This window comes from Nibricoccus aquaticus (assembly GCF_002310495.1).
GTDB classification, from domain to species: domain Bacteria; phylum Verrucomicrobiota; class Verrucomicrobiia; order Opitutales; family Opitutaceae; genus Nibricoccus; species Nibricoccus aquaticus.
Window position 1 is genome coordinate 4,638,321 of sequence record NZ_CP023344.1, and the last position, 13,035, is coordinate 4,651,355.

10 protein-coding genes are annotated in these 13,035 nt (G+C 62.8%); 7 read left to right on the plus strand and 3 right to left on the minus strand.

Annotated features, from left to right (window positions below):
* Positions 1-18: 18 nt before the first annotated feature.
* A complete protein-coding gene (locus CMV30_RS18795) occupies positions 19-1,398 on the minus strand; it encodes an MFS transporter (protein ID WP_096057459.1) in 1,380 nt (459 codons plus the stop codon).
* Positions 1,399-1,561: 163 nt separating this feature from the next.
* Here CMV30_RS18795 and CMV30_RS18800 point away from each other — a divergent pair, with 163 nt between their 5' ends.
* Both CMV30_RS18800 and CMV30_RS18805 read left to right on the plus strand, forming a co-directional pair.
* Positions 1,562-2,731 carry a right-handed parallel beta-helix repeat-containing protein gene (locus tag CMV30_RS18800; protein WP_096057460.1) on the plus strand — a complete coding sequence of 390 codons (1,170 nt, stop codon included), beginning with the start codon at positions 1,562-1,564 and terminating at the stop codon, positions 2,729-2,731.
* Between the two features lie 74 nt (positions 2,732-2,805).
* The gene (locus CMV30_RS18805) at positions 2,806-4,380 is read left to right on the plus strand and encodes a GH39 family glycosyl hydrolase (RefSeq protein ID WP_138223388.1); all 1,575 of its coding nucleotides are present in this window, start codon (positions 2,806-2,808) and stop codon (positions 4,378-4,380) included.
* Between the two features lie 73 nt (positions 4,381-4,453).
* On the opposite strand, the gene CMV30_RS18810 is transcribed toward CMV30_RS18805, so the two are convergent.
* Positions 4,454-5,461 (minus strand): LacI family DNA-binding transcriptional regulator, encoded by a 1,008-nt coding sequence (locus CMV30_RS18810; protein WP_175414972.1) that lies wholly within the window; start codon positions 5,459-5,461, stop codon positions 4,454-4,456.
* 106 nt (positions 5,462-5,567) lie between these two features.
* Here CMV30_RS18810 and CMV30_RS18815 point away from each other — a divergent pair, with 106 nt between their 5' ends.
* The 5 genes from CMV30_RS18815 (at position 5,568) to CMV30_RS18835 (ending at position 12,212) form a co-directional block, all read left to right on the plus strand.
* The gene (locus CMV30_RS18815; RefSeq protein ID WP_096057463.1) at positions 5,568-6,428 is read left to right on the plus strand and encodes a helix-turn-helix domain-containing protein; all 861 of its coding nucleotides are present in this window, start codon (positions 5,568-5,570) and stop codon (positions 6,426-6,428) included.
* 628 nt (positions 6,429-7,056) lie between these two features.
* Positions 7,057-8,406, plus strand: coding sequence for a DUF4886 domain-containing protein (locus CMV30_RS18820; protein WP_096057464.1), 1,350 nt, complete (start codon positions 7,057-7,059; stop codon positions 8,404-8,406).
* A 75-nt stretch (positions 8,407-8,481) separates the two neighbouring features.
* A complete protein-coding gene (locus CMV30_RS18825) occupies positions 8,482-9,546 on the plus strand; it encodes a Gfo/Idh/MocA family protein (RefSeq protein WP_096057465.1) in 1,065 nt (354 codons plus the stop codon).
* 56 nt (positions 9,547-9,602) lie between these two features.
* A complete protein-coding gene (locus tag CMV30_RS18830) occupies positions 9,603-11,126 on the plus strand; it encodes an SLC13 family permease (RefSeq protein ID WP_096057466.1) in 1,524 nt (507 codons plus the stop codon).
* Positions 11,127-11,414: 288 nt separating this feature from the next.
* A complete protein-coding gene (locus CMV30_RS18835) occupies positions 11,415-12,212 on the plus strand; it encodes a sugar phosphate isomerase/epimerase family protein (RefSeq protein WP_281254870.1) in 798 nt (265 codons plus the stop codon).
* Here CMV30_RS18835 and CMV30_RS18840 read toward each other — a convergent pair.
* Positions 12,192-13,010, minus strand: a complete 819-nt coding sequence (locus CMV30_RS18840; protein WP_096057468.1) for a hypothetical protein — start codon at positions 13,008-13,010, stop codon at positions 12,192-12,194. The genes CMV30_RS18835 and CMV30_RS18840 overlap by 21 nt on opposite strands.
* Positions 13,011-13,035: the final 25 nt, after the last annotated feature.

Consider the following 13,035-nt stretch of genomic DNA (forward strand, 5'->3'; position numbering starts at 1 on the left):
GCTTGAGTGGTTGCTAGGTTACTCGGGTGCGAGATATCCGGCCGGGCCGCCCAAACGGCGGAAGCTGCGGTAGGCAACTAGGCCCGTCGTGAGCGAGAGCAGGGCCAGGCCACCACCGGTGAGGTAGGCGAGCCGGTAATCGTGGCCGGAAAGATCCAGGATCTTGCCCAAGGCCGGGCCCACTAGCATAAGGCCGAGGCTCGTAACGAGCGCGCGCGCAGATTCGTACTGGGCATATTTGGCGCGCGGGAAAAGCCGCATGGTCAGCGACGCGCTGGAGGTTTGCCACAAGCCGCTCAGGACACTCGTCGACACGAGCATGATCGCGAACGTCCGGGCGTTTTCGATGATGAAGCCGCCGGCAAGCGTCGCCGTGCCGAAGAGCGCCATCGCGATCAGCGAGACCCGGAACGGGTGAAACCGATCCGCGAGCATGCCGATGAAATACGAGAGCGTGAATGAGATCAGATAGGTCAACGCCAGGAGCTTGCCGTAGCTGTCCATCGTCAGGCCGACGTGTTTGGCGAAAAGCACGTTGAACAGGCTAATGGCGGAGAGCGCCATCCACGCCAAGGAGACGCTGGCGTAGACCCACAGGTAATAACCCAGCGTGAAACATTCGCGGCCGTAAGTTTTCACGCCCGCAAACGCCCCGGAGCGTCCCGGCGCGGCGGGCGGAGGCGGCGGATATTCGCCTTCGTTCACCTTCAGGCACAATGCCAGAAAACCTACACCGTAGATGACGCCTACGCCCATGAAGATCCAGGCAAAGTGCGTCTCCGCCTTGCCGAACAACCAGAAGTTAAACCCGATAGCGATCGCCAGTCCCAGCGCGCGAAACAACCCATAGAAGCGCCCGAGCAGCGCCTGCGGCACGACGTCGTTGATCAGAGCGAAGAACACGGTGTTGGCCGTGATCGTGGAGACCTCGAAAATCGTCCAAAAGACCCCGAAGACGATCAGGATGCTGTTGTTCAACCCCGGCGACGCCCCGCCCAGCAGCGCGTGCAGGTGCTCGCCGAGCGTGGGACTGAATGCGAGGCCGATGATCGAAAGCGACGTGAACGGCGTGGAGATCGCCAAAAAGGGAATGCGACGGCCCCACCGTCCGCGATGGCGGTCGGACATGTAGCTGATCACCGGAGTCAGCAGCAGCGTCAAAGCGTGTGGCAACCCACCCAGCAGGATGCCGATGATCGTGTCGGATGCCTCGAATTTCTTCAGCAACAGCTGCACCACCCACTGCACCGAGCGATCCTTCATCGACCACGCAAAGTCGCCGGCGAGCAGCCAGCAAAACAACATCACGAGTCCACCCGAGGTGTAGATGAGGGTGCCGGCGCGCCAGGTTTTGGCGGGCGTTAGTTCTGTCGGCAATGGCGTGGCGGGCGCGCTCATCGGCGGGACGCTAGCGGGCGGGGATTAGGGTGGTAAGCCATGCGTCGTCAGAAACTAGCGCGCCGCGAGTGCAGCACACGTCCGGCCCAGCTCAAGCGTATGAGTGCGGATTTTGCAGCGGGCGGTTGCACCGGGACCGTGCCTGCGGTGCAGTGGCCGGGTGATGAACGCCCCTTCCTTTCACACGCGTCTCGTTTGGTGGTCGGCCGCGGTTTGGTTGGCGATAGTGATCGGCGTCGTTCTCCCGGTCGACCTCGGGGCAAAGACCCACGTCATCAAGGCGGCCACGCGCAAGTTCGATGCCACGGCCGCCGGCGTGAAGCCCGGCGACACGGTGCTGATCGAGGCCGGGGCTCGCGGACCATTGCGTATCGAGAAACTGAACGGAAGCCAGCGGAAGCCCGTGACCATCCGTCCGGCGGGTCCGCTCGTGATCGCGGGCGGGATCGACAGCTACGCGGTCGCCTTTGTGGACTGCACCCATTTCCATTTCACCGGTCTCGCCGACGCGGACCAATCGACGACGACGGCGGCCGGGAAATCACTCCGCCTCGAGGAGGGCAAAAACACGCTGACCGTGAGCGGCATTTCCTCTGACTTCGAAGTGAGTCACCTTGAAGTCACCGGTTCCGGTTTCGCGGGGATCATGATCAAGCAGGATCCGACCGATGATCCGAAGACGTGGCGCGATGCCTTCGTGATGCGCAATGTCACGGTGCGCGATTGCGTCATCACGCTGACGAAGGGGGAAGGCATTTATCTCGGAAATTCTTTCTACGCGAGCGGGCATCCCGCGGGCGCGGCGGACAAGCGCTGGCCCCACGCCATCGAGGGCGTGCGCGTGCTCCGCAACCGCACCTACGACACGGGTTGCGAGGGCATTCAGGTCGGCTCGGCCACGAAGGACTGCGAGGTCAGCGGCAACACCATCGAAAAGTTCGGTCAGCGGCCGTTTGGCCCGTGGCAGGACAACGGCCTTCAACTCGGCGAAGGCACGGGCGGACTCGCGCGCGACAACACGATCACCGACGGTCCGGGCAACGGCATCGTGGTGCTCGGGCTCGGGGACAACCGCATCATCGGGAACCGCATCACCCGCGTCGGTCACACCGGCATCGACTGCCAGAGCCGGCCGAAGGCGCTGCTCGGGCCGGGCTATCGCATCGAGGGCAACTTCATCAGCGAGACCGGCGAACATGCGATCCTCGTCAACGCGCCGGAGTTCACCGCGACGGTTATCGCGGGCAACCGCCTCGGCCAGCCCGGGCTGGCGCCGGCGATCTCACTGACCGAGGGTACGCGCGCGACGCTGCGCGACAACCTGCCCAATTAACCACCCGCCCGGTCGCCGTCGGTTCCGGCGCACTCAAACGGTTGAACGCACGCACGGTTTCCGGAGCCGGCGGGTTGTGTTGCCCTGTCCTCCACATGTCACCCGCTCCCGCGCATCCCGTCCTATCCGCCGCCCGCGCCACCCAGTCGCGCGAACTTCGCGTCACGCCCGCCTGGACGCAACCGGGCACGCCGTTCCGCCACACGTGGGAGCAGGTCGCCAACGTTGACCAGTTCCGCTGGATGGTGCGGCGCGACATGCAGGAGCAGCTGGAGCTGGCTCAACGCGAGCTCGGTGTGCGCCACGTACGTGCGGTTGGAATGTTCGACGACGAGATGCGCGTGTTCCGGCCGAGCCCGGCGTCGTTCATGGGTTACGAATCCGCCGCGCCGCGCACGAACTGGCAGAGCATGGACTACGTCATCGACTCGCTGCTCGATCGCGGCCTCAGCCCGATGTTCACAACTTCCTTCATCCCGAGCGCGCTGACGTCCGGCCCGACGACGGTGTTCACAACGAAAGGCCACACGAGCCCGCCCGACGACTGGCGGGCGTGGGCGGCGCTGGTCCGCGAGTCCGCGCAGCACGCCATCGAACGCTACGGCCTCGCGGTGGTGCGCGGATGGTATTTCGAGGTCTGGAACGAACCCAACTTGCACAATTGGTTTTGGGGTGGCGACAAGGCGCAGTTCCTCAAGCTCTGGCAGGTGACGCACAATGCGCTGAAGGACGTCGATGCCTCGTTACGTGTGGGCGGCCCGTCGTGCGGCCGCGCCGAGTGGATCGAGGACCTCATGCTTTTTGGAGCGGCGAACAACTGTCGCCCGGACTACCTCACCGCCCACGTTTACAACAACGACGCCTCGGTCGGCGAGGCGCTCGCTCCGTTCGATGGGGCGCAAGCCGACAGGGGCAGCCAGTCGCCGAACTTCGCGATCGGCATCATGCGCGGTGTGCGGACGCAGGTGGACCAGCTCGGCCACAAGGGCGAGTTGCACTGGAACGAGTGGGGCCGCTCCTTCCACGGCGTGGACAAGCGCCGCGAGTCGGCCGCCGAGTGCGCGTTCATCGCGCGCTTGCTCGGTGAAGTGTCCCAAGAGGCCGACGCCTTCGCCTACTGGTGCATCAGCGACATCTACGACCAGGTCGGGTACGGCCGCGAGGCCTTCCACGGCGGCTACGGGCTGCTGAACCTGCAGGGCCTGCGCAAGCCCAGCTACCACACCTTCCAGCTTCTCTCTCGGCTCGGCACGGAGCGCAAGCCGGTGCCGGACTTCGGCGTGAACGCCTTGGATGGCGCCATTGCCACGGTTGATGCGAGCGGTCGGGCGAGTGTCTTGGTGTATGCTTACCAACATGACGACGTGCCCGTGCGGCAGCCGCTTTCCGTGGTCGTGGAGCTTCCCACCGGCACCAAGCCCGGGGTCATTTATCGTGTCGACAGCATGGAAAACAATGTCGTGAGCCGCTGGCAGGAAATGGGCGCTCCTGATTATCTTTCGCGGGCCCAGACCGCCGAGCTCCAGGCGGACAACACGTTGCGGGCGAGCACCAGCGGCGTGCAGGTGGAGACCATCAACGGACGCCGCTGCGCCCGCTTCACGATGGAAAGCCCCGGGGTGGCGCTGCTCGAAATCGAGCGCGAGTAAAGCACCACACGCGCGAGGGCGCTCAGTTCAGCACGCGAGCTCGCCGTGGGGCGCGTAGAGCCACCTGATTATCTCAGGCGGCGACCACCGTCGCGCGGGCGACGGCTTCGCGCCAGACGCCACGGATGGTCAGTGTCTGTGAGCGCTCGCTCGGGCCGCGCTCAAATGACTGGATCTTGGCGATGAGCCGGTCCACGGCGAGTTGCCCGACGAGGTCGCTGCGCTCGTCCAGACCGGGGCCTTCGGCGGGAGCGGAAGCCGCCTGGAGCTCCCAATACGTGACGGAATCCGGTTGCAGCAGGCTTCGCATCTGACGTCCGAGCACGAGTTCCGGCCGGTATTGCTCGCGCCACCGCTGCAACTGGTCGCGTGCCACGATTTCGTCTTCGTCGTAGAGGCACACGGGAATACGCCGGGTTTCCGGCAGGCCTTGTTGCTCGCGGAGAAAACGCGCCTGCATGAGCCCGCCGCTCATCGCGTCGAACGAGCGCAACAGCGCCAGGCCGGTGCGCCGGTCCCCGGCGTGTGCTGAGGCGAGCCGCGTGAGCACCGCATCCAGGTTATGAAAATGATCCGGGTGTACCTCGTCGAAGCCCGCCTCGGGCCAGCGGCCGTTGACGACGACGACGGACAACTCACGCCAGACGCTGGCGGTCACCGCCTCCGGGCAGTGGTGCACGGGCAGCAGCACGCCCGTGATGCCGCGGGCAATCAGGATGTTGACGAGGCGCGCCAGCGTCATCTTGGGCTGATGTAGCCAGTGTTCATCCAAGTAGTAACCGAGCGCCCACGCCCGCGTGCGGCAGGCCTCCAGTAGTCGCCGGCCTGCAGGATCGCGTTTCCAAAAGTGTTCGTCGGGATGCTGGTTGACCCACGCGAGCGGCAGCTGACCGCCGGAGGATTTATCCCCGCGAAGCAACGCGAGCGAGCGGGCGGCGACGTTGGGCCGGTAGCCGAGTTCGTGCGCAATCTTATGAACGCGCAGGCGCGTCGCCTCCGGAATTGCCGGCGAGTTTCGCAAGGCGAGGCAGATCGTGCTGGGATGAACACCGCAACGCTCCGCAAGGGTGCGCTGCGTCACTGGGGTAGGGCTTGGCATGAACTCTCTGGGTGACTTAAATTGAAGGTATCAGATGTTCGCACTGGACAGAATGAGTGAGGTGGCAAAAAAGCTTGTGTAATCTGGCATGGACGCGGACCCCACCATCAAGACCCGCCTGCTCTCACGCCCCGTGCGTTCGCGGCTCGGCACGATCCAGCTGGCGGGCCTGAACAAGAGCGGCTTCGGCGTGGGTGTGCACAATCACACGCTGCGCACCTTGCCACACTACGCGCTCAACTACGTGCTGGGCGGCGAGGGCGTTTACCGCGACGATAAGACACGCGCGGATCAGCCGGTCGGGAGGGATGATCTGGTGATCTTTTTTCCCGGTAAGGCCCACGCGTGCGGCACGCTGCCTGGGAGCTATTGGGATGAGCTCTGGTTTGAATTCTACGGTCCAGTCTTCGATCTGATGCGGGAAACCGGCATCCTGAATCCGGCGCGCCCGATCGTGCCGGCGAAAGGCAGCGACTACTGGTTGCGGCGCATCACCAACATCCTGCCACCGGCGCATCTGCGCACGCGCACCTCGGCCGATTCCATCGTCCTGCATTTCGCGCATGTGCTCACCGATATGGTGCAATCCTCCGACAATGCCACGGTGGCGGCCGCGGAGGACGACTGGATGCACAAGGCGTGCGGATTGCTCGCGGATGAGGAGGTCGATCCGGCGGCGAGCGAACCAAAGGCGGTGGCAAAAAAACTCGGGCTTTCCTACGAGACGTTTCGCAAGCGCTTCAAGGCTTCGATGGGAGCCGCCCCCGGCAAATACCGGCTCGACGCGCGCTTGGATCACGCCGTGGCGCTCCTTTATCAGGGCCGGCACAGCGTCCGGGAAATCGCGGACCTGCTGGGCTTCTGCGACGAGTTCTACTTTTCGCGACTGTTCAAACAGCGCTTCGGCCGCCCGCCCCGGGAATTCCGAAAGCAATCACGCGGGCACTAGCATTTCCAGAAGTCCTTAAACAGAAGCGCCTCCCGAGCGAAGGTGTCATCTGACCCGCCGGGCCAAGCATGCTCCGCCAGGACAGGTGGAGCTTAGCGGTGAGACCACCGGACGAAAGCGCCTTCAAGGCGCGAGCGAGAGGAACGGGAACGGATTCACTTCAGTTCATAACTTTTCTTATTCTGGAGCCCCCAGCTAGGGAGCATCGTGGCGGGCCGCGCCACGCGGACCCAACCCGATCCAAACCGAAAATCGGCCACTTCGCAGGGATGCCGACAATCAGCACCGTCGCGCAAGGTGGAGCGCGGTGTACGTGTTCTACCTGCCGACCCCTCGCACCTACTGCCTTTCAGCGATGTTTAGTTTCTGAACTGGACTGGACCTCTCAAGTTCCCGCTACCTCACGACCGCCCTCTGCAGTAGCGGCCGTCTTTTTCACTTTCGAGTTCCGGATGCAGCCGTTCCGGTAACTCATTCGGATGAGTCCGCTACGTGTCGCTTTGAATCGGCGCACTCCCAAAGTCGTCGCGGCATCCCCACCGCACGTAACCAGCCCCCCGGGGCGATTCGCTCGTATGGCCCCTGCCCGACTTTTTAGCCACACATCCCCCATCACCCCGCGATCACGATGATCTCTTCCGCTCACTCGCCTCGGTTTTCTAGCTGGCTTCGCTGGCTTGTCCTCCTCGCCGCGCTCACGACGGCTGCGGCCACCGCGTTCGGCGAGACAGTTCGCATTCTGTCCATCGGTAATAGTTTTTCGGAAAACTCCCTGCGCCACCTCCCGGCTCTGGCCGCGACCCAAGGAGTGGAAATCATCGTCGGCGAAGCCAACATGCCGGGCGCCAGTTTGAAACGCCACGCCTCGCACTGGCGTGCCGCGCAACTCAATGCCGACGACGCCGAGGGCAAACCCTACCGCGATCGCCGCAACCCCTCCGCTCCGCCGCAATCGCTGGCGGAACGCCTTCAGGCCGACACTTGGGACTACGTCACGATTCAGCAGTTCAGTCAGGAAAGTTTCCGTCCCGAAACTTACGAGCCGTGGGCCGGCGAAATCGTGGCCGCCATCCGCCGCTATGCCCCGCAAGCGCGCATCCTCGTCCACCAAACCTGGGCTTACCGAGACGACCACCCGTGGTTCGCCGCGAAAATGCCCGAGGCAAGTTCCCCATCCCTCCACGCGACCCAATCGGGCGAGTTCCTCACCCCCGCGACCATGCACGCAGGGTTGCGCGCCGCCTACGACGAACTCGCCGCGCGCTACGGCTTCACTGTCGTGCCCGTGGGAGACGCGTTCCATCTCGCGCGCCAAATGCCATTATGGCAGGTCCAGTTTCCAGACCCCTCCTTCGACTATAAAAATCCTCCGGCCGACGCGCGACCGAATGAGCCCGGCAGCCTCTTCGTCGGATGGCTCTGGCGCAAAGCTCCCAACGCTCCCGCCGCCACCTTCACACTCGATGCCACGCACGCGAATGTCGCCGGCGAATACCTCGGTGCCTGCGTGTTTTTCGAAACGCTGACCGGCCGCGACGTCTTGTCGGTCACCTGGCATCCCGCCCCGCTCACCGACGAACAAGCCGCCAGCCTCCGCACTGCCGCACACGCCGCCGCCCGGCCGAGCCTGAGCCCGAACTCGAGTTCGACTCCCGCACCCGCAGGCGCGCCCGCCGCGCCGCGAAGTGAGTTGGAGCAATCCACCGACCGCGCCTCATCGATTGGTTTCTCACTACGAGCTGGCGAGTCAGGCGCTCCAACGCACGGTCGGTTACAGGGCCGCCGCATCGAGTTGCTCCACTTGAAAGACGATACCGAGATTGGCCTCGGCACGATGGACTTCGCGCCGATTTTCAAAGCCGTCGACACGATCGGCGCGCTCCGTTGGCAAGTCGTCGAGATCGAACGTTACAACCACGACCCGATGGAATCCGCCCGCCATTCCCTCGAAAAAATCCGTGAATGGGACCGCGTCTGAACCGCCCCGCCGCTCCTCCCCGGTCCGTCGCTCGCTGCCTCGCTCGCACTCTCCCCACCGCCTCGTTTTTCTTCCATGTCGTCTCCAAGCACCACCGTAAACCTCGCCGTGATCGGCGCCGGTGCCATCGGTATCGCTCAACTGCGCGATCTCAAAGCTCACGCCTCCGCTCGGGTCGTCGCGCTCGCCGAAACTTCCGCCGAGCGCGGACCCGCCGTCGCCGCGCAGTGGGGCGTGCCCGAGTGGGTGCCCGATTACCGGACCTTGCTCGCGCGCGCCGACGTCGACGCCGTGACCATCGCGTTGCCCAACCACCTGCACGCGCCCATCGCGCTCGAAGCGTTGCGCGCCGGCAAACACGTGTTGCTCGAAAAACCGATGGCCACCAACGCCTCCGATGCGACCGAGCTTATGCACGAAGCCACGACGCGCGGCCTCAAACTTATGGTCGGCCAGAACGCGCGTTTCGCCCCCGAAGTGCAGACTGCCCGCCGACTCATCGCCGAGGGTGCGCTCGGCGAAGTTTACCACGCGAAGACTGCATGGACGCGCCGCGCCGGCATCCCACGCATCGGCTCCTGGTTCACGCAGAAAAAATTCGCGGGCGGCGGCAGTTGCTACGACATCGGCGTGCATGGTCTCGACCGCTGCCTGCACCTCATGGGCGAGTTCGACGTCGTGTCCGTCTCCGGGCAGACCTATTCGAAACTCGGACCGCTCGGCCAGGGCGCCGGCACATGGGGCCACGGCGACATCGACCCAACGGCGGTGTTCGACGTCGACGACCTCGCGGTCGCGCTGCTGAAACTGCGCAGCGGCCGCAGCGTGTTGCTCGAATCCTCGTGGGCCGCGCATCAAGAGGACGCCGATTTCAACGGCACCCAACTCTTCGGCACGGCCGGCGGACTGATCTTCCCGCCGCTGCGTCTTTTCCGCCCCGGAAAATACGGTTACAGCCGAGAACAAGTCGAAGCCACGCCCGACTTCGTGAACCCCAACCGCATGGCGCACTTCGTCGACGTGGTGCTCGGCCGCGTCGAATCCTACGTACCCCTCGCCGAGTCGGTCGCCGTGCAACGCATCCTCGACGCCATCTACGCCTCCGCCGCCACCGGCCGCGAAGTGCGCCTTGATGGCTGACGCCCGGCTTTCGGTCTGCTCCGATGCCAACACCAATCTGCGGAACTTATCGCGCCATGGAGAACGCTGCACAACCTGACCCGCATCCCCATTTGCCCGACGAACACGAGCCATCTGCGGACGGGCGAAACCCGGCGCAGCGCGTGGGTCTTTTGATAGCGGTACTGCTGCTCACGGCGATTATCTGGTCGCCCGACTGGCCGGGACTGAGCGCAGGCGGAACGCGAGTGGCGTTGCTCACGCTTCTTATGGGCGTGCTGTGGATCACCGAAGCGATTCCGATTCCGGCCACGGCGCTGCTGCCGTTGGTGCTACTTCCCTTGATGGGAATTGCTCCCATCCGCTCGGTGGCGACGCCCTATGCCGATCCGATTATTTTCCTTTTTATGGGAGGCTTCATGCTGGCGCTGGCGATGGAGCGTTGGAATCTGCATCGCCGGATAGCGCTCACCATCATCGGCTCCGTGGGTACGAAACCCCGATCGCTGGTTCTTGGGTTTCTTTGCGCAGCCGCATTTATCAGCATGTGGACGAGCAACTCGGCGACCGCGATGATGCTGCTGCCCATCGGTGTGAGTGTGTACGGACTATTGAAAGCGGGAAAAGCCGGCGACGAAATTGGCGCGGCGCTGATGCTCGCGATCGCCTACGGAGCAAACATCGGCGGCATGGGCACGCTTATCGGCACGCCGCCGAATGCGATTTTGAAGGCCTACATGGAGAAAACGCATGGGGTGGAGATCGGCTTCGGGCAGTGGATGCTTTTCGGGGTGCCGCTGGTCATCGCTTCGCTCCCGATCATTTATCTCATCCTCACGCGCTGGAGCTTCCGGGTGGAAAACACGGAGGTGCCCGGCGTGAAGGAGCGAATCGCGGGAGATCGCGCCGGGCTCGGTCCGATGAGCTGGCCGGAGTGGGCGGTGGCGGGAGCGTTTCTGGTGGCGGGTATTTTATGGATTTCCCGCGAGGCCTGGGCGGTGCCCGCTCCGAAAGACCCGGCGGCGGTATGGCCGCTCGGTGCATTGATCACGGATGAAGTAATCGCGATGGGGGTGGCCGTACTGCTCTTCTTCATCCCTGCGGGAAAGAGCCGCGGAGGTTTTGTGCTGGATTGGACGTGCATGAAAAAAATGCCGTGGGACGTCCTTATACTCTTCGGCGGCGGATTGAGTCTGGCGGCGGCGATGGAACGAACCGGCCTTGTCGCCGCGCTGGCGACCGCACTCCAAAGCATGTCAGGCTGGCCGCCGCTCGGTATCGTTTTTCTCGTGACAGCGGTGATGATCGGTGCGACGGCGCTCACCAGTAACACGGCAACAGCCACAGCGTTTCTGCCGGTAATCGGTGCGTTGGCCATCGGCATCAATCAGCCGCCGCTGCTGCTCTGCGTGCCAGTGGCTCTTGCGGCCAGCGCTGACTTCGCATTACCGGTGGGGACGCCGCCCAATGCCATCGCTTACGGCTCAGGACTCATCACATTGCCGCGTATGCTGCGGGCGGGATTGCGCGTGGATTTGTTGTTCGCGCTGCTTCTGCCGCTGTTGATGTGGACGCTCGGGCGGTGGGTGTTCGGAATTTGAATACGCCATGCTGACGAGTGCAAGGACTCTGACGGTTTTACTGTAGTTGACGGATAGTCCGACTCCATTTCATCGCGTGCCGCATCCTGCGTGGCACTCAGACGGAAGTACAGTTCACTGCCCGAAAGATCAACGATGTCTGTGTGGAGTTAAAGGACTCCGAATATACATGCCTGATCTGGACCGGCTCCGATGAGACGATGGATGCGCGATTCGCTTTTGAGCTTCGCACCGCCGCCGGGGCGCTCGTAGCTTCTGGATCATATCCGGAGTGAAATTCCGCCACCGTTGCCATGCCGACGCTCTATCTCCACCCTTGGTTGTCCGGACCTGTCACTCGCTCAGATCCTGGAACTCGCAAAACGCTTTCAACTCGACGGTATTGAACTTCGGGCTCTTGCAGGAATGATTGATTTGCCGGCAATGCTCGACGGTTCATTCGCGAGCTTCGGGGACTTCGCCACTTCTATAGCGACGGCAATGGTGCCCATCGTATCATTCGACACATCGTTACGACTTGCCGACTCGACGTCGGCTGATCGTGAAGCATTTCTTCAGTATGCGCCTTGGGCTGAGGCCGCCGGGACTCGATGGTTGCGGGTATTTGATGGAGGCAAGACTGCGGACGCGCCGACGCTCCACTCCATGGCAAAAACCGTGGCGTGGTGGCGCACCGAAAGACAAAAGCGCGGCTGGCGTGTCGATATGATAGTGGAGACTCACGACTCGTTGCTTAAGGCGTCAGCGATGCGCGATTTTCTCACACTGGTTCCAGACACAGCTCTGCTCTGGGACAGCCACCATACGTGGCGTCAGGGCAAAGAAGACCCGCTTGTTACATGGAGGGCGTGTAGCAGCCACATCGTACATATTCACGTAAAGGACAGCCTCGATCAACCGAGTGGAGATCGTCCGTTTACTTACGTGCTGCCGGGCGCTGGCAGCTTCCCCATGAAGCCACTGCGGGAGACTCGTGATCGGGAATTCGACGGTGTGGTTAGCCTCGAATGGGAACGCCTCTGGCACCCGTATTTACCGCCGCTGGAAGACGCTCTAGTCGCAGCCTCACACTGTCGTTGGTGGTAACGTAGACAGCGTTGCCTCTTCCTTTCGCATTCCGGAGTAAGCGAGAAGCTCTGCGTGATCGGCCATCTCCGCTGCGTTTTCCTCCAGCCAGGCTCGCTGCTCGGGGTTGGGATTAAAGCGTTCGGAGCGATCAGGCACGCGGCGCATCTCAGCAAAAATCCGCAGCATCACAGATCGATCTGGAATAGCTTTCTGAGGTGGCGTTTTTACCTTCGCAAAAAGTTGCTGCCTGAGGGTCGATGAAATCGCGAATGGGTTCTCGATCAGAACCATCTTCTCAACCGCGATGTCCAACATCACGCGGAGCACCCAGAGCGTCTGATTGACAGTGGGAGCTTTGAATCCGCGATGAGTCTTCTTCTGGAACTTCCATTTCCACTCAGCAGTTTTCAGGAGGTGCTCCCTAAGTTCAGCAATCACGTCGGCGGTCACGTTTCTGGCGAGGAATGAAGCGAAATTTCCCCGCACCCAATGCGTCTGCAACCGAGCGATATTTCCCGCTCTTCCAATCGTGGTGTTTTCTGCGACGGTGTTCGCTTTCAAGCGTCGCTGAGTCTCCGCAAGCAATGCTCCGAGGGTTTTGAATTTTGAGCCAATATCGGCGCCACGCTGCCGGTCTGTCTCCACAGTGACCGCCCGCTTTGCGTGCTTCAATTTGGCAACCGTCAACACCGTCGTGCCCAACGAACGGAAAGTGCGCTTTCCATTCAGCCGATAGCGCGAGTAGAAGATCCCCGAATGCGTGTTTTCATAGAGTCCTTCGACTGTGGTTCTTTTCCAAGTGAGAGTCTTTTGCATCAAGAGACGAGTATAAAGGGAGGGT

Excerpts from the sequence above, each read along its gene's own strand:
- CMV30_RS18840 (WP_096057468.1), bottom strand. The coding sequence starts at position 13,010 with ATGCAAAAGACTCTCACTTGGAAAAGAACCACAGTCGAAGGACTCTAT.
- CMV30_RS18800 (WP_096057460.1), top strand. The coding sequence starts at position 1,562 with ATGAACGCCCCTTCCTTTCACACGCGTCTCGTTTGGTGGTCGGCCGCG.
- CMV30_RS18820 (WP_096057464.1), top strand. The coding sequence starts at position 7,057 with ATGATCTCTTCCGCTCACTCGCCTCGGTTTTCTAGCTGGCTTCGCTGG.
- CMV30_RS18825 (WP_096057465.1), top strand. The coding sequence starts at position 8,482 with ATGTCGTCTCCAAGCACCACCGTAAACCTCGCCGTGATCGGCGCCGGT.
- CMV30_RS18830 (WP_096057466.1), top strand. The coding sequence starts at position 9,603 with ATGGAGAACGCTGCACAACCTGACCCGCATCCCCATTTGCCCGACGAA.
- CMV30_RS18815 (WP_096057463.1), top strand. The coding sequence starts at position 5,568 with ATGGACGCGGACCCCACCATCAAGACCCGCCTGCTCTCACGCCCCGTG.
- CMV30_RS18795 (WP_096057459.1), bottom strand. The coding sequence starts at position 1,398 with ATGAGCGCGCCCGCCACGCCATTGCCGACAGAACTAACGCCCGCCAAA.